The sequence below is a fragment of the Bradyrhizobium sp. IC4060 genome (assembly GCF_020193715.1).
GTDB lineage: Bacteria > Pseudomonadota > Alphaproteobacteria > Rhizobiales > Xanthobacteraceae > Bradyrhizobium > Bradyrhizobium yuanmingense.
Genome location: NZ_JADYVJ010000002.1, coordinates 368,376 through 389,865, shown reverse-complemented (window position 1 = coordinate 389,865; position 21,490 = coordinate 368,376). Strand labels below are relative to the sequence as shown.

The following is a 21,490-nucleotide window of genomic DNA, read 5'->3' as shown; positions in this document are numbered from 1 at the left end:
TCAGCTCCTCAAGAGATCGATGGTCATGCCGAGCATGGACCTCACCTGCTTCACGACCTGGAGATTGGCCTCATAGGAGCGGTTGACCTCCCGCATGTCGGCCATCTCGATCATCATGTTCACGTTCGGCAGCTTGACGTAGCCCGCCTTGTCGGCGGCGGGATGCCCCGGATCGTATTCCACCCGGTAAGGCGTGGTGTCGACCCCGATCTCCTTGACCTTCGCGAGCTGCGCGCCCGAGGCGCGATCCATCGCCGCATCGAAGGTGATGGTCTTGCGCTGATACGGATCGGCGCCGGCGGCGCGCCCCGTCGAGGTGGCGTTCGCGAGATTCTCCGAGACGATGCGCATGCGCGTCGACTGCGCTTCGAGCCCGGAGCTTGCGACCGTCAGCGAGGCGCTCAATGAGTCCAGCATGTCAATTCACCTCAGGCCTTTGCACTCGACAGCACCATGCGGTGAAACGACCGCACGATCGCCGCGTTCATCGAATAGTCGCGATTGACGTCGCTGCCCTTGATCATTTCCTGCTCGAGGCTGACGGAGTTGCCGGAGTGAACCACTTCCCAGCTGTCCTTCTTCGCGGTCGCCCGCGTGTCGGTCTCGGCTGCGGCCAATTGCATGTGCGAAGGCGACGTCGTCGCAAGCCTCACCGGCATGCCATCGAGCACCTTGTTGAACGGCTCGACGTCGCGCGCCCGAAAGCCCGGCGTGTTGGCGTTGGCGACGTTGGTGGCGATGGTCGACTGACGCAGCTCGAGATAGCGCGCCTGCGACGATGCGAGTTCGAAGAGAAAAAGCGGTCCCACGACGGCCCCATTCTGATCCATTCGGGACGAGCCTAGGGCGTTAAGCTTTCGTCAAGCTGTTGCGCGAAGCACCATCCTCGGAAATCTATCGAACGTTCTCGGGCCGCGGCGCCTGCTTGGATTGGAGGAAGTAGATGATCTCGGCAACGGGTCGGAAGAATTCCGCCGGAATCACCTGATCGACCTGGACTGCCTCGTAGAGCGCGCGCGCCAGCGCCTTGTTTTCGATGACTGGGATTCGGTTCTGCTCGGCAATCTCGCGGATCTTCAGCGCGATCACGTCCATGCCCTTGGCCACGACCAGCGGCGCGGCGTTTTCCTCGCGCTTGTAGCGCAGCGCGATCGCGAAGTGCGTCGGATTGGCAATCACCAGCGTCGCGCGCGAGGCCGAGGCGATCATGCGCTGGCGCGAACGGTCGCGCGCCAGCGAGCGCAGGCGCGCCTTGATCAGGGGATCGCCTTCCGCCTGCTTGTGCTCGTCCTTGATCTCCTGCTTGGTCATGCGCAGCTCGCGCCGCCAGTGGAAGCGCGCCCAGGCGAGATCGATCGCCACCAGCACGATGGTGGCGATGCAGATCGCCGAGACGATGCGCATCGCGATGTTGAGGATCATCTCCGGCAGCGCGACCGGGTCGGTGTACATGGCCTCGAACGCCCTCGCTTCGGACGCGCGCAGCACGAAGGCGACCACGGCGGTCACCGCGGCGAGCTTGAACAACGACTTGGCGAACTCGATCAGGCCCTGCGTCCCGAACAACCGCTTCCAGCCGCTGACGGGAGAGATTCGCGACATGTCAGGCTTGATCCGCTCGAGCACCAGGCGCGGCGCGTTCTGCAGCAGCGAGGCCGCGAGCCCGAACACCACCAGGATGACCACCAAGGGCACCAGGAACCGCAGCGCCTGCAGGCCGACCACGGTGAGCAGGTTCTGCGCGTCCGCACCGGTCGAGAGCGGGAAGCCCTCGGGATCGTCGAGCAGGCTCTTCAGCGTCGGCGTCAATTGCTGCACGCCCTGGCCGATCAGGAATGCCTGGATCACCATCAGCGCGGCCATCGAGGCGAAAATGGAGGCCTCCCGAGAGACCGGAATCTTGCCCTGTTCGAGCGCATCGCGGACTTTCTTCTCGGTCGGCTCTTCTGTCTTGCTCTCCTGATCGGATGTTTCTGCCATGCCCGTTCAGCGGTCAGCGGAAGACCAGCCCATCCTCCTGCTCGGGGTTGAGCTCGATTTCGCCCTTCTCCGCGAGGTCGAGTGCAAGGTCGGTGATCACACGGCGCGCCTCGAGCACGTCGCGCTGGTTCGACGGCTCGCCGATCGCGAGCTCGGCCTCGACGACGCGGCGGACGCGCGAGGCGACCGCGGACAGGATCACCTCGCGGAAATGCTTGTCGGTGCCCTTCAGTGCGACCACGATGCGGTCGGTCGGAACCTGGTCGAAGATCATGGTGCGCGCCTTCGGCGCCAGGTTGATGACGTCGTCGAAGGTGAACAACAGCTCCTTTAGCACCTCGGCCGACTTCGGACGCTTCTCCGACAGGCTCTTCAGGATGTCCTCGATGTGGCCGCGCTCCATCTTGTTGATGATGTCGGCGACGCGGGCGTAGGTGTCGGCGCCGAGGTTGCGGGCGAAATTCAGCGTCAGATCTTCGTGCAGCGTCTTCTCGAGGACCTTCATCGCGTCATCAACGATCGGCTTGAGGCTGAGCACGCGCCGCATCAACTCGTTGCGCAGACTCGACGGCAGCTGGCTCATGACCTTGGCGGCGCAGGACGGCTTGACTTTGGACAGGATGAGCGCCGCGGTCTGCGGATGCTCCTTGGACAGGTAGGTGGCCAGCGAATTTTCCGACACCGACGAGACGCGGTCCCACACAGAGCGGCTCGAATTGCCGAGTAGGTCCGTCATGATCGCCGAAACCTGATCGGCCGGAAGCACGTCGCCGAGCACCGCTTCCAGGCCACCGAGGGTGCCGAGAATGTTCGCGCCCATCGAGAACTGCTGGGCGAACTCCTCGACGATCCCCTCGAGCTCCTGCGCGGTGATCGGCCGCAGCTCCGCCGCCGCCTTGGTGACGATGCGGATCTCCTGCGGCTCGAACTGCTGAAGCACGCTCGCCGCCGCCTGCCGGCCCATGGCCAGCAGGAGCGCGGCGACCTTTTCCGTGCCGCCCAGCGTGGTAACGCCTCGCTGCTTGACGGGAGCGATGCCGACCGGTGCCGCCATGGTCAGGTATCACCCTGCCCCAGCGGTCCGACGATCTCCGTGAGTGAGACGCCGAAGCGGGAATTGTCCTCTTCGACGACGACCACCTCGCCGCGGGCGACGATGCGGCCGTTGACGACGACGTCGACGGGCTCCCCGACCCGGTGATCGAGCGGAACCACCGCGCCGCGTCCGAGCTTCATCAGGTTCGCCACCGGAATGGTCGCCGATCCCAGCACCACCTGCATGGTGACGGGAATGCGCAAGATGGCGTCGACATTGGCGAACTTGCCGGTCTCCTCGGCCGTGCGCTGGGCGATCTCGGCCAGGCGTTCCAGCGGTGACGTCTCGGTCTCAGCCGATGCAGGTGCAGACTCGTAGTCGAATGATTGCGCCATATGGTATCGCCTCTTGGTACTTCCGCTGCCGGAGCGCCGTGGCGTTCCGGCCGTATTGCTCTGCCGGTGCCGGCATTCAGTGCTTGTTCAGCTCGGCGGTCGCGGCCGTCGCCGCGGGTGCGAGCCCGCTGCGCGCATCGAGCGCTGCGATCGCCTCGTGAGCCTGGTCGATCTTCGTGCTCAGCACGTTGGCGAGGCGTCCGAGATTCGCCGTGGAATCGTGCGCCGCGGTGATGACCGTGTCGAAGGCACCCGCGGTCTCGTGCATGATGGTTGAGAATTCGCCCTGATAGCTGCGCAGCCGCGCCAGCTCGCGATGCATCCTGGTCACCCGCAGGCTGGTGAAGGCGAGCGCAACCAGCAGCACGATATCAACGAGATAGGATATCATCGACGAACTCCCGCTTCTGATCGACGGGATCTGCCACCTGCATGGCGTAATAGCCGTCGAGCTGGCCGATCTGACACCAGAACAACACCTGATTGTTGCTTTCGAGACGGGCCAGCGTGCGCGGCGTGGCCTCGAGCTCGAGCACCTGCCCGACCTCGAACTTCACGACGTCGCCGAGCGTCACCATCTTCTCGTCGAGGACGGCGCTGAGGGTCACCTCGGTCCGCTGCACCTCGCTTTCCATCTGTTCGCGCCAGCGTGGGTCGGCGGCGCGACCGTCGCTGACGACCACGTGAGCGAGCTTCTGACGCAGCGGGTTGAGCGCGGAGTGCGGAATGATCAGGAACATCTGACCGCCGCGGTAGAGTGCCTGCACCATCATGTTCGCGCAGATCGACATGTTGCTGGCGCGTCCGATCGCCAGCGACGCCATCGCGGTCTCGACACGCTCGACGCGGAAGGTGACGTTGGACGTTCCGGCGAAGGCGCCTTGCAGCGCCTTGGCGAACCGCTCGAACAGCGCCTGGACCAGCCGTATCTCAATGTTCGAGAACGTCCGTTCGACGTCAAGCGGCGGTTCCGCTCCGTCAGAGCCGAACATCGCCTCGACCATCGTGAATACGAAGTCGCGGTCGAGCATGATAATGACGCGCGAATCCCACTGCTCGGCATAGAGCACGGCCGCGACCGCGTTGCCTTCGTAGTCCTTGATGATGTCGCCGAGCGGATCGTTGGTGATGCCGTTGACCGAGAAATAGCAGGGCGTTCCGGCCATCGGCTGCAGGCTGTCGGTGCACGATGCCGCCATGCGATCGAAGATCACATTGAGCATCGGCATACGCTCGATCGATATGCCGGCAGCGTCCAGCAGGTAGTTCGGCAGCTGCTTGCGCTGGTCGACTTCTGCGTCTTCCATCATCATGCGCGCGCCGCCTTGGGTTCAGCGTCGGCAGCGATGGGCTTGGGACCTGCGATCGTCTCGTTTTCGACGACGTCGATCGAGGGACGCTCGCTGCTGGAGATCATCTTGCGGCCGTGCTCGACGGCGATCTGCGGCATGGCACCGTTCATGAATGCCAGCAGCGTCTGCTTGACGATGATGTAGGGCCGACACTTCTTCTCGCGCGTCATCTTGATCTTGATCGCGAAGGGCGAAAGCACGCCATAGGACAGGAAGATGCCTGCGAAGGTGCCTACCAGGGCTGCACCGATAAAGCCGCCCAATAGCTTCGGCGACTGGTCGAGCGCGCCCATCGCCTTGATGACGCCAAGCACGGCGGCGACGATGCCGAGCGCCGGCAGCGCCTCGGACACCGTCACCAGCGCATGATAGGGCGCCAGCTTGCCTTTCACGATGGTATGGATCTCCTCGTCCATCAGCGCCTCGATCTCGTGCGTGCGCGCATTGCCCATGATGATCAGGCGGACATAGTCGCAGATGAACTGGAGCAGCGAGGGATCTCCGAGCACGCTGGGGAACGCCTTGAAGATCTCGGAGTTCGAGGGGTCGTCGATATGCGCCTCGACTTCGTTGCGCCCCTTGCCCCGCAGCTCGCGCATCAGAGCGTGGAGCGCGCCGAGCAAGTCAAGGTAGTAGCGCTGGCCGGGCACCGCGCCGGTGATGGCCTGCATACAGGCGACGCCCGTGTCCACCACCGTCTTCCATGGATTGGCCACGATGAAGGTCCCGACCGCGGTTCCCATGATGATCACGAACTCCCACGGCTGCATGAGCACGGCCAGGTGCCCGCCCATGGCGGCAAAGCCGCCGAGCAGCGCCGCTACCGTGATGAAAATCCCCACGAAACTGCCCAACGCGCCGCTCCATCGCCGATCCCACCTGGAATACCTAGTCGGCGACGCTTGCGCGAAGCTGGCTTCGAGGTCGCCAGCCCCGCGCAAGCAATTGGCGGCAGCTTGAAGCGGGGTCGCGACCTGCGGCCAGAGGGGCGCGTGTCATGCTATCCACCATCGCGGACTACACCAGGCTGACCAAGGACATGGGCAAGTCGCTGACGCAGGTCGCGAAGCAGCCGGACGTCAGCCGCGACACCGACTATTTCCTCGGCCATATCGGCAAAGTGAAGACCATCGACGATTTCCTGAAGGACTATCGTCTCTATTCCTATGCGATGAAGGCCTATGGCCTCAGCGACATGACCTACGCCAAGGCCTTCATGCGCAAGGTGCTGACCGAGGGGGTCACGAGCAAGGACGCCTTCGCCAACAAGCTGACCGACACCCGCTACCGGCAATTCGCGACCGCCTTCAATTTCGCCGCACTCGGCGACAAGGCGACCCAGACCGCCGCGGCCACGACCGGCACCGCGACCCAGTACGTCACGCAGACGATGGAGGAGAAGGCCGGCGATCAGAACGAAGGCCTGCGTTTGGCGCTGTATTTCACTCGCAAGGCTTCCACGATCACGACCGCCTACCAGATCCTGGCCGACAAGGCGCTGACGCAGGTGGTGCAGACCGCGCTCGGCCTGCCGTCGACGATCAGCGCAGCCAACATCGACGCCCAGGCCAAGATGATCGCGGACAAGGTCAAGCTCACCGACTTCCAGGATCCGGCCAAGGTGACCAAGTTCGTGCAGCGCTTTGCGGCGATGTGGGATGCGACCCAGGCCCGGAACGACAGCTCGACCAATCCCGCGCTGGTCCTGATCGCCGGCGCCGCGACGTCGGTCAGCATGGATACCAACGTGCTCACGACGCTTCAGAACATCAAGTTCAACAGGTAAGTCATGCAATCGGCTCTCTATGTGGGATTGTCGGCGCAGGTCGCCCTCGAAAAGCGCCTCCAGACGATCGCCAACAACGTCGCCAACGTCAACACGGCCGCGTTCCGCACCGACGTGGTGAAGTTCGAGACCGTGCTGTCCAAGGCCGGTCCGACGCCGGTGGCGTTCTCCTCGCCCGGCGACAACATCATCTCGCGCGAGATGGGCAACATCACCGAGAGCGGCAACCCGCTGGACGTCGCCGTGGTCGGCCAGGGCTGGATCGCCTTCGCCGGTCCGAACGGCACCGTCTACACGCGCGACGGCCGGCTCCAGATCGCCCCAAACGGCGATCTTCAGACCGTGAGCGGCTTTCCGATCGTCGATTCCGGCGGCGCGCAGATCACGCTCGACCCGAACGGCGGACCGATCTCGATCGCGCGCAGCGGCGCGATCATCCAGGACAACAACGAGATCGGCACCATCGGCCTGTTCAGCATTCCGGCCGACGCCAATCTCGAACGCTACGGCAATTCAGGCGTGACGCCCGACCGGCCTGCGACCGCCATCGCGGACTTCTCCCGGGACGGCTTCAAGCAGGGCTATGTCGAAGGCTCCGGCGCCAATCCGATGCTCGAACTGACGCGGCTGATCTCGGCATCGCGCGCTTTCGATGGCACCAACTCGATGATCGAGGGCACCGAGAGCTCGCTGCAGAACGCGATCCGGACCCTCGGCGAACCCGGCAAGTAGATTGCGCGCCAAGCGCGCAGGATGAGGTTGGACGGTTTCCTTGAACGCTCTTCGGCAACTCGAGTGGGCGCTGCTGGAGCTTCAGCAGAGCACTCCCCTGGCAAGCGTCAGTGGCGCGATCTCCGAGATCGCGCCGACGCATTTCCGCGTCTGCGGCCTGTCGCGCTTCGTCAGGCTCGGCGAGCTCATCGGCGTCGATTGCGGCGGTAAGCGCCAGATCGGCGAGGTGGTGCGGATCGACAGCGACGGCATCATCGCCAAGCCGTTCGACCGGCAATTTGGCGGCGGGCTCGGCTCGGCGGCCTACCGGATGCCGCCGCTGTCCTTCGCGCCCGATCCGAGCTGGAAGGGCCGCGTCATCAACGCCCTCGGCGCGCCGCTGGACGGACAGGGGCCGCTCACGCAAGGGTCGCAGGCGGTCTCGGCGGAGGCGGAGGCGCCGTCGGCCATGAAGCGTGCGCGCGTGCACAAGCCGCTGCGCACCGGCGTACGCGTCATCGACCTGTTCGCGCCGGTCTGCGCCGGCCAGCGCGTCGGCATCTTTGCCGGATCGGGCGTCGGCAAATCGACGCTGCTCGCGATGCTCGCCCGCAGCCAGGGCTTCGACACCGTCGTGCTGGCCCTGGTCGGCGAGCGCGGCCGCGAGGTGCGCGAGTTCATCGAGGACGTGCTGGGCAACGACCGTCATCGCGCTGTCACAATCGTCTCGACGGGCGACGAAAGCCCGATGATGCGGCGACTGGCGCCGAAGACGGCGATGGCGGTCGCCGAATATTTCCGCGACCGCGGCGAATCGGTCCTGCTGATGGTGGATTCGATCACCCGTTTTGCCCACGCCGCCCGCGAGGTCGCGCTCTCCGCCGGCGAGCCCGCGGTGGCGCGCGGCTACGCGCCGACGGTCTTCACCGATCTGCCGCGCCTGCTCGAGCGCGCCGGTCCGGGCGAGGAGGGATCCGGCACCATCACCGGGATCTTCTCCGTGCTGGTCGACGGCGACGATCACAACGAGCCGATCGCCGACACCATCCGCGGCACGCTCGATGGGCACATCGTGCTCTCAAGGCACATCGCCGACCAGGCGCGCTATCCGGCCGTCGATGTTCTGGCCTCGGTCTCCCGCCTCGCCCACAACGTCTGGGACCCCGAGGAGCGCGAATTGGTGAGCAAGCTGCGCGCCATGATCGCGAAATACGAGGACACGCGCGACCTTCGCCTGATGGGCGGCTATCAGCCGGGACGTGATTCGGGCCTCGACCAGGCGGTCGAGATGGTTCCGCGAATCTACAACGCGATGCGACAGGGCGCATCGGCCCCGCCGAGCGCCGATCCGTTCCGCGAGCTTCGGGACATGCTCAAGGGCGACTGACGGGTGGAGAGGGTGAGGCGCCTGCCGTCCGCCCTGCCCGTGGTTTTCGACAAGAGATTGCGCATGTCGCTACGCTTCCAGCGCATGCGCGTGCACACCGGCTCACCCATTTTCGTCGTGAGCGAATTCGCCGTTCGCGGTGTGCACGAGCTGGCAAGCGCTGTGCAAGCGATCGAAGAGTCTATTCTGCAAGCACGACGGGAACAACCGCCGCGTGCAATTCCAATGAGTTCTCTCGACGATTCCGCGGCAGAACGCACAAGTTGTGGATGACGTGCCGCCAAACGTCATCGTGATGCACAAGCTTCGATCAGTTTGCATCAACGCAAGACAACAACGCGCGTGCAATCAAACTCTCACAATATCGAGTGCATATTACTCGCCGCGCCATGTATTGCGTTCACCATCATGTGTCCCGAACAACGAGATTGCCCTTGAACGTTACATTCGCCTGCGACGACATCCAGCCTGTGAGAGGGTCTCTACTTGATTTTGTTGAGAAGCTCATCCATCGTTTTGGATGAGTATAAGAAACGTCTGCTTGTGACTTGAACTTTGGGGGCTTCGGTTGAGCCACTCCGATCCACCGTTTGCCGGCGACGGCAACCCGAGCTCCGCCGCGAAGACCACGCCGTTGGCATGCCATCAGCGATACGGCTTCTCGCTGCGGACGATGCGACGCTCCTCGGCCGAGGTCGGGCGCGGTGCGATCCGCGCCATTGTGCGAGAGTTCGACAGGGCATGCTCGTCTGACACTCAGGGCGCAAAGCGGCTTCGGGACGCCGCAGACGAAGTTCCGGGGACGAGGTAGATTCATGCCATTGGCGCGGGAAGCCGTCGAGCTGCTGGTTCAGGCGGCGCGGGCTTGGTATTTCGAAGGCAATCAGCATGGATTGCGCGATCGGGAATGGATGGCGCTGCGCTTTCTCGGGCGCGCCAACAGGTTTTCGCGCACGCCGTCCGCACTGGCCGGCTTCATCGGCGCCACACGCGCGACGGCGTCGCAGATCGTGAAGACTCTGGAGAGCAAGTCGTTCCTGGTGCGAAAGCCGTCGCATGAGGACAAGCGTTCCGTCGTCCTGCACGTCACGCCGCAGGGCGAGAAATGCCTGAGCCAGCACGACCCGATCAATCACGTGGTCAACGCGGTGACGTCGCTCGGGACCGAGGAGTGCATCAGGCTGCGCGACTCTCTCCGCGAGATCCTCAATCACCTCGATGCTGCCCATCAGCGGCTCGAAGCGAGCATCTGCCGGGACTGCATGTTTCTCGCAGAGCGCGGGCCGGGCACCGGCAAGGGGCGTGGAAACGCCGAATTCATGTGCCGGCTCTATCGTGCTCCGATCTCGCTCGAGGAGACCGAGCTGCTCTGCACCAGCTTCGAGCGCACGCGTGACCGCCCCAAGATCGAGCAGCATCTCGACCGCGAGCGCATGGCGAGCCAGGGCTGAGGCCGCCAAGAAGCGGCGCTCCATCAACGTCATTGCGAGCGAAGCGAAGCAATGACGGAGTATGAGGCGATAGCTCGCTCTCCGAGTGACGGCTGTCATTCCCCGCGAAGGCGGGGAATCCAGTACGCCGCGGCCTCTGCATTGAACAACTGTCGCCTCGGAGTACTGGATCGCCCGGTCAAGCCGGGCGATGACAGCGAGTGTGTGGTCGCAGACGTGCATATTCATTCTCGCGACTGATTTCGCCCGAGCTTTGCTTCGTCTCGCCGCCCTCATCGGCAAGAGGGCGCAGGGAAGACCGGGTGCTGACCTCGCACCCGCGGTCCGCTGCGCAAAACGCACACGCAGAAAACCGCACAGCAGCATACAGGTGGTGCCAATCACTCGGCCTTCCCTGCGCGATGGTCGGACGGCTTATGCCGTGCTCTCCCGGGAGCCGAGTTCGTTCTGGCCTCCCTCACCCTCGCAAAACTCACCGGCACCGCGCCGGTTGACGCCAAAGCCGCCTCCGCAAGAGCTTGACCGTAGCAACGACGGCCAGGACCACACGGTTTTGCCGTACGCACGGCCCGCCATTTCGCCGCAGTTTTCCCTGGCACCGTCGACAGCGCCGGAAACTTGCAAGACGAGACGAGACCTAGCAGCGCCGTTCGTCCGCGCGCGGCCGCGAGCTCACCGGGGACTACCCTCCCTGCCCGCACCTTTCGCGCCCGACGCTGCCGCGTCCACCGCAAGCCCGGCTCGCGACAATGACGACCTCATGATCGCCCCTCGAGATTGAGCCGGGATGACCGACAGATACGACAAATCCGAATTTCGGTAAAGAAGAATATCTTTGCTTCACTGGGTTGACACGAGACCGAAACAGGCCGCCAGGCTGGCCCTCGAACCCGCGGGGACCAGACGCACCCTTGTATGCATTATCCCAGTTGCCATTCCCCTGCGCTTCGCTTTACATGCCCTCAACTGCCCCGCGGAACGGCCGGGGCCGGAAAAATCACACAGATTTCCAGGGGACGGAGCATGGCGCGCAACATATTGATTCTTGGGGCTTCTTACGGCTCCCTGCTGGGCACGAAGCTGCTGATGGCCGGGCACAACGTGACCCTGGTCTGCCGCGCAAAGACTGCGGAGCTGATCAACCGCGACGGTACCGAGGTGCGCATTAAGCTACGCGACGAGGCGGTGCACCGGGCGATCTTCTCCCGCAACCTCCCTGGCAAGCTCGACGCGGTGACGCCGGCCAATGTCGACCTCTCCCGCTACGATCTGGTCGGCCTCGCGATGCAGGAGCCGCAATACACCAACCACACGGTGCGCGTCCTCATGGTCAAGATTGCCGCGGCGAAGCTGCCGTGCCTGTCGATCATGAACATGCCGCCCCTGCCCTACCTGAAGCGGATTCCGGCACTCGCCGACATGGATCTCGAGGAGGCCTACACCAATGCGCAGGTGTGGGAGCGGTTTGAGCCCGGGCTGGTGACGCTGTGCTCGCCCGACCCGCAGGCCTTCCGGCCGCCGGAAGAGGCCGCCAACGTGCTGCATGTCGGCCTGCCCACCAACTTCAAGGCGTCGGTCTTCGCCGACGAGAAGCACAACAAGCTGCTGCGCGAGCTGGAGGCCGACATCGACGCAGTGACGCTCGACGGCCACGACGTGCCGGTGAAGCTGAAAGTGTTCGATTCCCTGTTCGTGCCGCTGGCGAAATGGTCGATGCTGCTGACCGGCAATTACCGCTGCATCACGCCGAACGAGCCGCAGTCGATCCGCGACGCCGTGCACGGCGATCTCAATCGTTCGCAGACGATCTACGACCATGTCGATGCGATCGCCCGCCGCCTCGGCGCCGATCCGCAGGACCAGGTGCCGTTCGCGAAGTACGCCAAGGCCGCGGAGAGCCTGCTCAAGCCGTCATCGGCGGCGCGCGCGGTCGCGAGCGGTGCGCCCTTCATCGAACGCGTCGACCTGCTGGTGAAGCTGATCTCGCATCAGCTCGGCGTGCCCAACGCCGAGATCGACCGCACCGTCGACACCGTGGACCAGAAGCTGAACGAGAAGATCGTGCAGGGCGGCTCCGGCGCGCAGTAGCGCCGCTCCCACCGAGGTCCGCTCAGGCAACCAGGAAGGATTGCAGCCAGATCAGGCCGGTCACGGCGACCAGCGTAACCGCGCCGGTGCGCGTGACGAGGTCAGGGCGCCCGAGGCGACGGGCGCCCCGGCCGAGCGTTGCGCCGAGAATGATCCACGCGGCGCCGGCGGTGAGAATCTGCAGCACGATCACGCCGAGCCACGGCAGCAGTTCGAGCGGCCCGGCCCCAAGCGGCAGCAGCAGGAACGCGAAGACCAGTGCTTTCGGGTTGAGCAGCGTCGTCAGCAGCACCTGGCCGAACGTCACCGCAGCGCCGTCGCGCAGCTCGCGCGTATTGACGCGCCAGAGCATGACCGCGAGGCACAGGATGTAGATGGTCACGGCGACGCGGAGCAGCAGCGCCGCAATCGGGATGTCGCTGATGACCGGACCGAGCGCCAGCCGCAGCACCGCGATCGCCAGCAGATAGCCGCACAGCTCCGCCGCAAGCAGATGAAGGGAGCGCGAGATGCCCGCTCCGGCCCCCGATGTCGCCAGCAGGGTGTTGGTCGGCCCCGGCACCGCCAGCAGGAAATAGGTCGCCGTGAAGAAGGTCAGAAAGGTCATACGGCCGGATAGCAGGTCTCGGGCCGGTCGATCTTGATCTGCATCATTTCGGGCCGAGCGATGGCGATCTGCACCATCTTCCCCGAGCCGAGGCCGTTCGGCACCGGGTTCCTGCCGCTCACGGCGAATGCTTTCCGTTTTGGCGTGGGCAACACCGCCTGATTCGCGCTGGAGCGCTCGACGCGCCGCGGCTGGATTGATAAGCCGCTGTCCGCGAATGACGGGACTTTGAGTCGGGGACATGACGGTTGCGATCGAGATGGGGCAGACCACGGCAGGCGCCGCGGCCGCCATGGACCTCGAGGAACTGCTGGCGACCCGTCTCCTGGTGCAGGGCAATTCGGGCTCCGGCAAGTCGCATCTCTTGCGGCGGCTGCTGGAACAGAGCGCACCCTGGGTGCAGCAGGCCATCATCGATCCCGAGGGCGACTTCGTCACGCTGGCCGAGCGCTTCGGCCATCTGGTGATCGAGGCGGAGGATCACACCGAGCGCGGCCTCCAGGTCGCGGGCGAGCGCGCGCGGCTGCATCGCGTCTCCACCGTGCTCAATCTCGAAGGGCTGGATGCCGAGAACCAGATGCGGCGCGCGGCTGCCTTCCTCGGCGGGATGTTCGACGTCGACCGCGATCATTGGTACCCGATGCTGGTGGTCGTGGACGAGGCGCAGCTGTTTGCGCCGGCGGTGGCGGGCGAAGTCTCGGACGAAGCACGCAAGCTCTCGCTCGGCGCCATGACCAATCTGATGTGCCGCGGCCGCAAGCGCGGGCTTGCCGGCATCATCGCGACCCAGCGCCTGGCCAAGCTCGCCAAGAACGTCGCGGCCGAAGCCTCGAACTTCCTGATGGGCCGCACCTTCCTCGACATCGACATGGCGCGCGCCGCCGACCTGCTCGGCATGGAGCGGCGGCAGGCGGAAGCCTTCCGCGATCTCGAGCGCGGCCAGTTCATGGCACTGGGACCTGCGCTGTCGCGCCGGCCGCTGCGCCTCAACATCGGCCCGACCGAGACCAGCCCGCGCAATTCGACACCGCGGCTGATGCCGCTGCCGGAAGCCACGCTTGAAGATGCCCGCGCGGTCATCCTCGCCGCACCGCCGCCCGATGCCAGCCGGCCGCAGCGACGGCCGGCTCCGGATCTGCTCGAGCAGCTTCGCGCGGCGAAGGCCGCCGCGGTGCCGGAGATTCGGCTAGAGGCGGTCGAGGCTCCCGTCAGTGCCGAAGAGCTCGCCGAGCGGCGCGAGCGCGTGGATCGCACGCTGCGTGCCGTGATGGCCGAGCCCGATGCCGGCTTCCGTGCCATCGGCGTGCTCTATCAGGAGTTCGTGGTCCGCTGCCGCATCGAGGGCTTAGGGGCGGCGGTGCCCGATCTCTACGAATTCCGGCGCATGCTGACGCATGCGCGCGCCGGGCTCGGGACGGATCTCACCGAAGACGACGCCTGGCAGGACGTGGCGCTGCGCGCCTCGATCCTGCCCGACGACATGCAGGGCGTGTTCATGATGATCGCGCGCGCGGCGAAGGAAGGCTGGCCGTGCCCCGGCGATGCCGCGATCGCCCGCGCCTACGGCTCGCACTCGCTGCGCCGCGCGCAGCGCCTGCTCAGCTACATGGAGGAGCAGGGCCTGATCGTCGTCCAGCTCGACGGTGGCGGCCGCCGGATCGTGACGCTGGTGGAGCTCGCCTGGGCGACCGCGCCGGGCGATCCCAACGGCGATGATCAGCCGGCGGAGCAGGTCGCGAGCGCGGCGTCGGCTTGATTGTCAGGCCGCCTCGGAGCCGCCGAGATAGGCGTCGCGGATGCGGGGGTCGTCCTTCAGCGCGCGCGCGGGGCCCGACAGCACGATCTTGCCGGTCTGGAGCACATAGGCCTCGTGCGCGATCTCGAGCGCGAGGCTGGCGTTCTGCTCGACCATGAAAACCGAGACGCCCGCCTGGTTGATGCTACGGATCAGCTCCAGCACGCGATCGACATAAAGCGGTGACAGGCCCATGGTCGGCTCGTCCATCACGATCATGCGCGGGCGGCTCATCAGCGCGCGCGCCATCGCCACCATCTGCTGCTCGCCGCCGGAGAGCGAGCCGGCGCGCTGCGACAGCCGCTGGCCGAGCTTCGGGAACAGCGTCAACATCCTGTCGAGATCCTGCGCAATGGCGTCGCGGTCGTTGCGCACGAACGCGCCAATCAGGATGTTCTCGCGCACGCTCATGTCGGCGAACAGCCGCCGCGCCTCCGGCACCGAGGCGATGCCGCGGCGGACGATCTGCGGCGTGGTGAGCCCGATCAGCGAAGCGCCGTCGAACGTCACCTCGCCCGAGCGCGGCTTCACTAGGCCTAAGATGATCTTCATCGTCGTCGACTTGCCGCTCGCGTTGCCACCGAGCAGGCAGACGATGTGGCCGCGCGCGACCGTGATCGACAGGTCGAAATGCACCTGGGCCTGACCGTAGAAGGTGTTGACATCAGACAAAGCCAGCAGCGCTTCGGGTGCGCTCGTCATGCCGCGCTCTCCTGTTCCGCCGTCCCTGACAGGCCGTGACCGAGATAGGCCTCGATCACCTTGGGATCGGTCCGCACCTGCTCGCCCGGCCCTTCCGCGATCTTCTTGCCCTCGTCCATGACGATGACGCGGTCGGACAGGCGCATCACCATCTCCAGCTTGTGCTCGATCAGCAGGATGGTCAGCCCTTCGGCTTTCAATTCGGCGACGAGCCCCTGCATCTCCGCGGTCTCGGTCGGATTCATGCCGGCGGTGGGCTCGTCGAGCAGCAGCAGCCGCGGCTTCAGCGCGAGCGCACGCGCGATCTCGACGCGGCGGCGGTTGGCGTAGGAGAGGCTATAGGCGGGCTGGTCGATGCGCGGCAGCAGCCGTTCGCCGAAACGCGCGAGGATCGCCTTCACCTCCTCACGCAGCCGCTCCTCCTCGGCCCTGACGCGTGAGGGACGCAGCAGGGCCAGACCCAATTCCAGCAGCGGACCGATCACCGGCACGGCCGGCTTCACGGCGCGCAGCCGCGTGTGCGCGCCGATCAGGACATTGTCCATGACGCTGAGATTGCCGAACACGCGGCCGAGCTGGAAGGTGCGCGCGATGCCTTCGGCCGCGAGCCGCTCCGGGGACAGGCCGGTGATGTCCTGCCCTTCGAAGCTGACGGTGCCGGCATCCGGCCGGTCAAGCCCGGTGACGAGATTGAACAGCGTCGTCTTGCCGGCACCATTCGGGCCGATGATGCTGATCAGCTCGCCCTTGGCGAGATCGAGGTCGATCGTATCGACCGCGGTGAGGCCGCCGAAACGGCGCGTCAGGCCGCGCAGGGACAGCATGGCGTGAAGCTGCTTCTCCATCAGACCGTTCCCAACAGGCCCTGCGGCCTGAACCGCACCAGCAGCAAGAGAACGATGCCGTAGATCAGGATGCGGTACTCGGCCGCGATCCGGAACACCTCGGGCAGGCCGACCAGCGCCACCGCCCCGACGATCGCGCCGACGACGTTGCCGAGGCCGCCGAGGATGACGACGGTCAGCGCCAGGATGGATTGCTGCGTGTTGAAGGTCTCGTGGTTGATGTAGGAATAAAGATGCGCGGCGATGCCGCCGCTGACGCCGGCGGCGAAGCCGCCGAAGATGAAGGCGATCGACTTGTAGCGGTTCAGGCTGAGGCCATAGGCGCGCGCGGCGATGTCGTCGTCGCGGATGGCGCGAAAGCTGCGGCCAAGATGCGAGGTAAGCAGCCGTCCCTGCAGCAGCGCCAGCACGACCATCACCGCAAGGCTGAACCAATAGACCGAGGTCGGGCTGATCAGGTCATAGCCGAATAGAGCCAGCGGCGGGATGCCGGAGATGCCGATCGGACCGCGTGTCACGCTTTCCCAATTCAGGATCACCAGCGCCACGATCTCGCCGATCGCAAGCGTCGCGATCGACACATAATGCCCGCGCAGGCGGAAGGACGGCGAGATCAGGAGCGTGCCGAGCGCGGCGCTCATCAGGCCACCGCCGATGACGGCAAGTCCGGCCGGAACGGCCAGCACCAGCGACAGCAATGCGGAGGTGTAGGCGCCGATCGCAAGCAGCGCGGCATGACCGAGCGACACCTGCCCCATCGTGCCCGCAACCAGCGTCAGGCTGAGCCCGAGCATGCCGAGCAACCAGGCATTGACCAGGGTCTGGAGCACGTAGAAGGACACCGGAAACAGCGGCAGGATCGCAAAGCCGGCAACCGCGACCAACAGCGCCCAGCGGGGAATATTCACCGGGCGGCTCGGCGCGATGAACGTGCCGGTGAGCGGCTCGGGCGGCGCCTGCCGTGCGCTGACGAACAGGCCGTTCGGCCGCAGCACGAGCACGACGACGAGCAGCAGGAACGCGAACAAATTGCGGTAGCTGGTGCCGAGCACGGCGACGCCGTAGCTCTCGACGAGGCCCAGCAGCAGGCTGCCGATCACCGCGCCCGGCACGTTGCCGGCGCCGCCGACGACTTCCGCGACGACGCCCTTGAGCGTCGCCTGAAGGCTCATCGCCGTGTCGATCTGGTTGTAGTACATGCCGACCAGCATGCCGGAGACGCCGCCGAGCGCCGCCGCGATACCGAACACGGCCTGATTGACCCGGTTGACGTCGACGCCCATCTGCATGGCGGCGTCGCGGTCCTGCGCGGTGGCACGCACGGCCCAGCCGAGCTTGGTGTAACGCAGGAACACGAACAGCAGCAGCGCACTGGTGAGGCCGACGCCGGCAATGAGCAGATCAAGCGGCCCGATCGTCCCGCCACCGACCTGGAAGCGGACATCGGGCAACTGGCTCGGCAGCGCGCGCGGATTGGGCGAGAAGATCAGCATCACCAGTTGGTCGAGCACGAAGCTGATGCCGATGGTCGCGAGCAGCGGCGCGATGCGCACCGAGTTTTGCAGCGGCCGCAGACCGAACCGCTCGATGATCAGACCGACGATCGCCGCGGCCGCGGCGACCACGATGATGGTAAGAGGCAGCGGCGTGTGCAGCTGCACCACCGCGATCCAGCCTATATAGGCGCCGACCAGATAGATCGAGCCTTGCGCGAAGTTGATCAGCCGGCTGACGCCGAAGATCAGCGCGAGCCCGACTGCAACGAGCGCGTAGACATTGCCGACGATCAGCCCGTTGATGGTGTGGTCGAGCCAGGAGGACACGCAGCATTCCTAATCAGGGAGAAGCGGCCGGAGCGATCGCTTCGGCCATCACATCAGGTCGGCTTGCCGTCCCAGAGCGCGAACTGGCCCTTGCGCACGACGAGTTCGGCGTTCATGGCGCCCTTGACGCGGCGGCTCTCGACGTCGAACGTGGCCTGACCGAAGATGACGCTGGAGACGTCCTTCACCTTGGCGAAGGCATCGCGGATGGCGCGGCGGTCGGTGCCGCCGATCTTCACCACGGCAGCGGCCATGTTCATCGCGTCATAGGAGTATGCATTGAAGGCGTCGGGCTCCTGCCCGTTGTACTTGGCCTTGAAGCCGTCGATGAACTTCCTCACCTCGGGCCGCGGATCTTGCGGGAAATAGCGCGTGCCGAGATGGACGTCCTCGACCGCCTCGCCCCCGAGCTCGATGAATTTCGGCGAATACACCGAGCTGGCCGCGCAGATCGTCTGCTTCAGGCCGACCTGGCGGGCCTGGCGCGCGATCAGCGCGCCGTCGGAATAATAGGAGATCAGGATCAGCCCGTCCGGGCTGGCGTCGCGCACGCGCACCAAGGTGGAGCGGAAGTCGCGCTCCTCGGCGATGTAGCCCTCGGTGATCGCGACCTCGGCGCCGTATTCCTTGGCCGCCTTGACGAAATGGTCGCGGCTGGTGCGGCCCCAATCGGTGTTGAGGTGCAGCACCGCAAGCTTCTTCAGGCCGAGCCGCCTGACGGCGTAGGACGCCAGCAGCGGCTGCTCGTCGGCCTGGCTCACGGACGTGCTCCACATGAAGTCACCGCCTTTGGTGAAGTCGGGGTGCGAATTGGTGAAGCCGAACTGCACCAGACCGCCGCGCTGATAGATCGGGGAGGCCGCCATCGAGGCGGGACTGGAGAAATCGCCGAGCTCCATGACGATGCGGGGATCGGAGACGAATTTCTGGGCGATCGCGACCGACTGGCGCGGATCGCTCTGGCTGTCCTCGAACTGGTAGGCGAGCTTGCGGCCGTTGATGCCGCCGGCGGCGTGAATCTCGTCGAGCGCGAGATCAAAGCCCTGCTTCCACTGCGCGCCATATTGCGCGTTCGGTCCCGTGAGCGGGCCGCTGACGCCGAGCAGGATCGGCTCGGCGGATTGCGCCAGTGCGGCGCGCGAGAAGGCTGTGCCAGCCATCATGGCGGCGAGCGAGCCTTTGACCAGGGTACGGCGATCGATGTTGCTCATTCACGGCTCCATCCATTCAATGTTGATACAGCAGCAATTCTCGTGCCGGTGAGATTGCCTATTTCGAGGGCTCGCCGAGCGACAGCATCAGCCGGTTCGCCCAGTTGAAGAACGCGGCGCCGTTGATGACGTCGACGATCTCGGCGTCGTCGAGACCGGCGCGGCGCAGCTCGGCGATATTGTCAGGCCCGAATGCGATCGGCGTTGCGGCCAACGCCACCGAGGCCTTGACCACCGCATTCCAGCGCTCACCGAGATCGGCCCCAACGCCCTCGTCAAGCAGACGCTGCACGTCGTCGCGGCGCTTGGAATAGGTGCTGGCGAAGCGCGCATGCACGGAGGCGCAATAGATGCAGCCGTTGTAGCGCGAGGTCGCCGCAGCTGCGAGCTCGCGCTCGGCGCGCGGCAGGCCGTCGGCGACGTTGTAGAAGATGTCCTTGTCGGTCTTGGTGCGGGCCTCCAGAACTTCGGGATCGCGCACCAAGAGACGAAAATATTCCGACTCGGCGCGGGCGCGGTCGACGAGGCCGGCGTAGTGCCGCTCGGTCAGCTCGGCCTCGGGCAGAGGGTCGATCCACGAGACCCAGCCGAGCTCGTCCTGGGTGAAGGCGACGGGCGGATTGACGGTGCTCATGATTGGACCTCCTACGCGTTCGCTGCGGCGAGCGTGCGCAGGCCGCTGACGACGCGCACCTGGAACGACAGGAACGCAACGAGCTGGGACAACGTGACGATGCCGGTGGATGACCAGCCGGCAGCCAGCAGCGCCTTCATGTCGGCGGACGCGGCATCGCGCGGGTGGAAGAGAAGCAGATGCGCGTGCTCCAATGCTGCGACCAGCCTGGCGCCGAGGACAGGCTTGCGCTCCGCGCTGACGCGATAGATCAAGCCGGCCTTGTTCTCGATCGACAACGGACCGGCCGGATAGGCGCCGTATGGGCCGGAGGTCTTGCCGCGCTCGATCTCGGCGTTGATCGCATCGAGCAGAGGCGCGCCATCCGCAGTCGCGGCAAGCTTGTCGCGATAGAAGGCGGCGACGGGGGACTCGCCATGGAGCCCGGTCGCGAAGGCCGCGACCACCGCGCGCTCGGCAAGCGAAAAATCGCCGGCCTCGATCGGCTCGAACAAAGCGAGATAGCTCTTCTGCGCATTCTCGCGCGCCTGCAGGCGGCGCGCGCGGATGGCGTCGAGCGTGGAGCCGGGCTCGATGCCGGCGAGCGTGTCGATGATGTCTTGCGTTCCCATCATTCAGCCTCGTGCAACGCGTTTTTCGTTCATTCCGGCTAGCCTGCGAGGGCAATGTCTTTGGCGGCCGTCCGGGTCCAGCCCAGCACTGGGGCGACCTTGTCGGCGACGAGCTCGATGGAGCGCAGGACGTCAGCATGCGGCGCATCGACCGAATGCACCTGGAAGACGAGATCGGTCACCCGTTCCAGCGTGGCGTCGGCGCGGAGCGAGGCAATGACGTGGTCGGCATCGCCGACATGGGTGTCGAACGCGGTGATCATCTCCTCCAGCGTCTCGCCCGGAGGGGGATGTCCGCCCTTCATGAATTGCGGCAGCGCGCGACGCAGTCCGATATCGGCGAGGCGCAGCGCCTCGCGATGGTCGTCGGCGACGAAGACGCTGCGCGAGGCCATGATGCGCGGCTCGCAGCCCGGCGGCAGCGCGGCGAGATAGGCATCGATGATCGGGTTCTGGATCTCGGCGAGCGTCGCGTTCGGCGCGTCCTTGGCCCGTGGCTGCGTGCGCGAGAGCAGGAGGCCGTCGCCGGCCTTGCCGGCCCGGGCGCCGCCGGCAACGGAGAATGTCGCCTGCCAGATGCGCTTATCCAGTTGCGGCCGCTGCGGATAGAGCGTGTCGCCGCCATTGAGCGGCTCGCCGGTCAGGGCCTTGCGGACGATGTCCAAATTGCGGGCAAAGATCTCGTTGCGCTGGGCGCTGTCGAGGCCGAAAGCGGCGAAGGCCGACGGGTTGCCGCCGGTGCCGACGCCGAGCTCGAAGCGGCCGTTGCAAAGGAGATCGAGCACCGCGGCGTCCTCCGCCACCCGCACTGCGTTCTCCAGCGGCAGTGTGACGATGCCGGTGCCGAGGCGGATGCGCGAGGTCTGCGCGGCCGCATAACCCAGGAACGTGAAGGGCGACGGCAGGCCGCCCTCGCGCTCATGGAAATGATGCTGAGCGATCCACGCGGAATCGAGCCCGGCCTTCTCGGCGCGCACGATCTGCTCGGCGGCGAAGCGATAGCGGTCCGCCGCCGGCGCCTCGTCGAGCAGCCGCGTGAAGAAGCCCAGACGTTTCAGGTTGGCAAAGCGTTTCAT

At 65.7% G+C, this 21,490-nt stretch carries 23 protein-coding genes; 6 read left to right on the top strand and 17 right to left on the bottom strand.

Annotation, left to right across the window (positions count from 1 at the left end; all coding sequences use genetic code 11):
• From flgC to motA, 8 genes are all read right to left on the bottom strand, one after another.
• Window positions 1-417 carry a flagellar basal body rod protein FlgC gene (flgC, locus tag I6F16_RS08670; RefSeq protein WP_036006988.1) on the bottom strand — a complete coding sequence of 139 codons (417 nt, stop codon included), beginning with the start codon at window positions 415-417 and terminating at the stop codon, window positions 1-3.
• Between the two features lie 11 nt (window positions 418-428).
• On the bottom strand, window positions 429-830 hold the full coding sequence (flgB, locus tag I6F16_RS08665; protein ID WP_036027427.1) for a flagellar basal body rod protein FlgB: 402 nt from the start codon (window positions 828-830) through the stop codon (window positions 429-431).
• A 64-nt stretch (window positions 831-894) separates the two neighbouring features.
• Complete coding sequence (gene flhB / locus I6F16_RS08660) at window positions 895-1,980, bottom strand: flagellar biosynthesis protein FlhB (protein ID WP_036027429.1); 1,086 nt, start codon at window positions 1,978-1,980, stop codon at window positions 895-897.
• 13 nt (window positions 1,981-1,993) lie between these two features.
• Window positions 1,994-3,034 carry a flagellar motor switch protein FliG gene (locus I6F16_RS08655; protein WP_036027431.1) on the bottom strand — a complete coding sequence of 347 codons (1,041 nt, stop codon included), beginning with the start codon at window positions 3,032-3,034 and terminating at the stop codon, window positions 1,994-1,996.
• A gap of 2 nt (window positions 3,035-3,036) precedes the next feature.
• Window positions 3,037-3,411: a flagellar motor switch protein FliN gene (fliN, locus tag I6F16_RS08650; RefSeq protein ID WP_036006979.1), complete on the bottom strand. Its 375-nt coding sequence runs from the start codon at window positions 3,409-3,411 to the stop codon at window positions 3,037-3,039.
• A gap of 76 nt (window positions 3,412-3,487) precedes the next feature.
• Window positions 3,488-3,802 carry a hypothetical protein gene (locus I6F16_RS08645; protein WP_036006976.1) on the bottom strand — a complete coding sequence of 105 codons (315 nt, stop codon included), beginning with the start codon at window positions 3,800-3,802 and terminating at the stop codon, window positions 3,488-3,490.
• Window positions 3,783-4,724: a FliM/FliN family flagellar motor switch protein gene (locus I6F16_RS08640; RefSeq protein WP_036006973.1), complete on the bottom strand. Its 942-nt coding sequence runs from the start codon at window positions 4,722-4,724 to the stop codon at window positions 3,783-3,785. Before I6F16_RS08640 ends, I6F16_RS08645 begins: the two co-directional genes overlap by 20 nt.
• Window positions 4,721-5,617, bottom strand: coding sequence for a flagellar motor stator protein MotA (motA, locus tag I6F16_RS08635; protein WP_225112058.1), 897 nt, complete (start codon window positions 5,615-5,617; stop codon window positions 4,721-4,723). Before motA ends, I6F16_RS08640 begins: the two co-directional genes overlap by 4 nt.
• 143 nt (window positions 5,618-5,760) lie before the next feature.
• Between motA and I6F16_RS08630 the strand changes: the two genes are divergently transcribed.
• From I6F16_RS08630 to I6F16_RS08610, 5 genes are all read left to right on the top strand, one after another.
• Window positions 5,761-6,549 (top strand): DUF1217 domain-containing protein, encoded by a 789-nt coding sequence (locus tag I6F16_RS08630; protein ID WP_225112057.1) that lies wholly within the window; start codon window positions 5,761-5,763, stop codon window positions 6,547-6,549.
• A 3-nt stretch (window positions 6,550-6,552) separates the two neighbouring features.
• A complete protein-coding gene (gene flgF / locus I6F16_RS08625; protein ID WP_036027436.1) occupies window positions 6,553-7,281 on the top strand; it encodes a flagellar basal-body rod protein FlgF in 729 nt (242 codons plus the stop codon).
• A gap of 40 nt (window positions 7,282-7,321) precedes the next feature.
• Window positions 7,322-8,647, top strand: a complete 1,326-nt coding sequence (fliI, locus tag I6F16_RS08620) for a flagellar protein export ATPase FliI (protein ID WP_225112056.1) — start codon at window positions 7,322-7,324, stop codon at window positions 8,645-8,647.
• Between the two features lie 815 nt (window positions 8,648-9,462).
• Window positions 9,463-10,098: a MarR family transcriptional regulator gene (locus tag I6F16_RS08615; RefSeq protein ID WP_036006959.1), complete on the top strand. Its 636-nt coding sequence runs from the start codon at window positions 9,463-9,465 to the stop codon at window positions 10,096-10,098.
• Window positions 10,099-11,121: 1,023 nt separating this feature from the next.
• Window positions 11,122-12,186, top strand: coding sequence for a 2-dehydropantoate 2-reductase N-terminal domain-containing protein (locus I6F16_RS08610; RefSeq protein ID WP_036006955.1), 1,065 nt, complete (start codon window positions 11,122-11,124; stop codon window positions 12,184-12,186).
• A 22-nt stretch (window positions 12,187-12,208) separates the two neighbouring features.
• Here the strand turns inward: I6F16_RS08610 and I6F16_RS08605 are convergent, their stop codons facing one another.
• Both I6F16_RS08605 and I6F16_RS37970 read right to left on the bottom strand, forming a co-directional pair.
• Window positions 12,209-12,793 carry a LysE family transporter gene (locus I6F16_RS08605; RefSeq protein WP_036027459.1) on the bottom strand — a complete coding sequence of 195 codons (585 nt, stop codon included), beginning with the start codon at window positions 12,791-12,793 and terminating at the stop codon, window positions 12,209-12,211.
• Window positions 12,790-12,915 (bottom strand): hypothetical protein, encoded by a 126-nt coding sequence (locus I6F16_RS37970; RefSeq protein WP_275970722.1) that lies wholly within the window; start codon window positions 12,913-12,915, stop codon window positions 12,790-12,792. Before I6F16_RS37970 ends, I6F16_RS08605 begins: the two co-directional genes overlap by 4 nt.
• Before the next feature lie 119 nt (window positions 12,916-13,034).
• Here I6F16_RS37970 and I6F16_RS08600 point away from each other — a divergent pair, with 119 nt between their 5' ends.
• Window positions 13,035-14,549, top strand: coding sequence for an ATP-binding protein (locus tag I6F16_RS08600; RefSeq protein WP_225112055.1), 1,515 nt, complete (start codon window positions 13,035-13,037; stop codon window positions 14,547-14,549).
• 3 nt (window positions 14,550-14,552) lie between these two features.
• Here the strand turns inward: I6F16_RS08600 and I6F16_RS08595 are convergent, their stop codons facing one another.
• From I6F16_RS08595 to I6F16_RS08565, 7 genes are read right to left on the bottom strand one after another with little or no spacing between them, the layout of a single operon-like run.
• Window positions 14,553-15,290, bottom strand: coding sequence for an ABC transporter ATP-binding protein (locus I6F16_RS08595; RefSeq protein WP_225112054.1), 738 nt, complete (start codon window positions 15,288-15,290; stop codon window positions 14,553-14,555).
• The gene (locus tag I6F16_RS08590; RefSeq protein WP_225112053.1) at window positions 15,287-16,135 is read right to left on the bottom strand and encodes an ABC transporter ATP-binding protein; all 849 of its coding nucleotides are present in this window, start codon (window positions 16,133-16,135) and stop codon (window positions 15,287-15,289) included. Before I6F16_RS08590 ends, I6F16_RS08595 begins: the two co-directional genes overlap by 4 nt.
• Entirely contained in the window at window positions 16,135-17,958 is a 1,824-nt protein-coding gene (locus I6F16_RS08585; protein WP_225112052.1) for an ABC transporter permease, read from the bottom strand. Before I6F16_RS08585 ends, I6F16_RS08590 begins: the two co-directional genes overlap by 1 nt.
• A gap of 53 nt (window positions 17,959-18,011) precedes the next feature.
• Window positions 18,012-19,169, bottom strand: coding sequence for an ABC transporter substrate-binding protein (locus I6F16_RS08580; protein WP_036027466.1), 1,158 nt, complete (start codon window positions 19,167-19,169; stop codon window positions 18,012-18,014).
• A gap of 58 nt (window positions 19,170-19,227) precedes the next feature.
• A complete protein-coding gene (locus I6F16_RS08575) occupies window positions 19,228-19,803 on the bottom strand; it encodes an alkylhydroperoxidase domain protein (protein ID WP_225112051.1) in 576 nt (191 codons plus the stop codon).
• A gap of 11 nt (window positions 19,804-19,814) precedes the next feature.
• Window positions 19,815-20,414, bottom strand: coding sequence for a CMD domain protein (locus I6F16_RS08570; protein WP_225112161.1), 600 nt, complete (start codon window positions 20,412-20,414; stop codon window positions 19,815-19,817).
• 38 nt (window positions 20,415-20,452) lie between these two features.
• Entirely contained in the window at window positions 20,453-21,490 is a 1,038-nt protein-coding gene (locus I6F16_RS08565) for a putative FMN-dependent luciferase-like monooxygenase (protein ID WP_225112050.1), read from the bottom strand.

Coding starts and splice junctions, on each gene's coding strand:
- flhB (WP_036027429.1), bottom strand. CDS start 1,980: ATGGCAGAAACATCCGATCAGGAGAGCAAGACAGAAGAGCCGACCGAG.
- I6F16_RS08595 (WP_225112054.1), bottom strand. CDS start 15,290: ATGACGAGCGCACCCGAAGCGCTGCTGGCTTTGTCTGATGTCAACACC.
- I6F16_RS08655 (WP_036027431.1), bottom strand. CDS start 3,034: ATGGCGGCACCGGTCGGCATCGCTCCCGTCAAGCAGCGAGGCGTTACC.
- I6F16_RS08610 (WP_036006955.1), top strand. CDS start 11,122: ATGGCGCGCAACATATTGATTCTTGGGGCTTCTTACGGCTCCCTGCTG.
- I6F16_RS08590 (WP_225112053.1), bottom strand. CDS start 16,135: ATGGAGAAGCAGCTTCACGCCATGCTGTCCCTGCGCGGCCTGACGCGC.
- I6F16_RS08600 (WP_225112055.1), top strand. CDS start 13,035: ATGACGGTTGCGATCGAGATGGGGCAGACCACGGCAGGCGCCGCGGCC.
- I6F16_RS08630 (WP_225112057.1), top strand. CDS start 5,761: ATGCTATCCACCATCGCGGACTACACCAGGCTGACCAAGGACATGGGC.
- I6F16_RS08580 (WP_036027466.1), bottom strand. CDS start 19,169: ATGAGCAACATCGATCGCCGTACCCTGGTCAAAGGCTCGCTCGCCGCC.
- I6F16_RS08645 (WP_036006976.1), bottom strand. CDS start 3,802: ATGATATCCTATCTCGTTGATATCGTGCTGCTGGTTGCGCTCGCCTTC.
- I6F16_RS08565 (WP_225112050.1), bottom strand. CDS start 21,490: ATGAAACGCTTTGCCAACCTGAAACGTCTGGGCTTCTTCACGCGGCTG.
- I6F16_RS08640 (WP_036006973.1), bottom strand. CDS start 4,724: ATGATGATGGAAGACGCAGAAGTCGACCAGCGCAAGCAGCTGCCGAAC.
- flgF (WP_036027436.1), top strand. CDS start 6,553: ATGCAATCGGCTCTCTATGTGGGATTGTCGGCGCAGGTCGCCCTCGAA.
- fliN (WP_036006979.1), bottom strand. CDS start 3,411: ATGGCGCAATCATTCGACTACGAGTCTGCACCTGCATCGGCTGAGACC.
- flgC (WP_036006988.1), bottom strand. CDS start 417: ATGCTGGACTCATTGAGCGCCTCGCTGACGGTCGCAAGCTCCGGGCTC.
- I6F16_RS08575 (WP_225112051.1), bottom strand. CDS start 19,803: ATGAGCACCGTCAATCCGCCCGTCGCCTTCACCCAGGACGAGCTCGGC.
- I6F16_RS08615 (WP_036006959.1), top strand. CDS start 9,463: ATGCCATTGGCGCGGGAAGCCGTCGAGCTGCTGGTTCAGGCGGCGCGG.
- I6F16_RS08570 (WP_225112161.1), bottom strand. CDS start 20,414: ATGGGAACGCAAGACATCATCGACACGCTCGCCGGCATCGAGCCCGGC.
- I6F16_RS08605 (WP_036027459.1), bottom strand. CDS start 12,793: ATGACCTTTCTGACCTTCTTCACGGCGACCTATTTCCTGCTGGCGGTG.
- flgB (WP_036027427.1), bottom strand. CDS start 830: ATGGATCAGAATGGGGCCGTCGTGGGACCGCTTTTTCTCTTCGAACTC.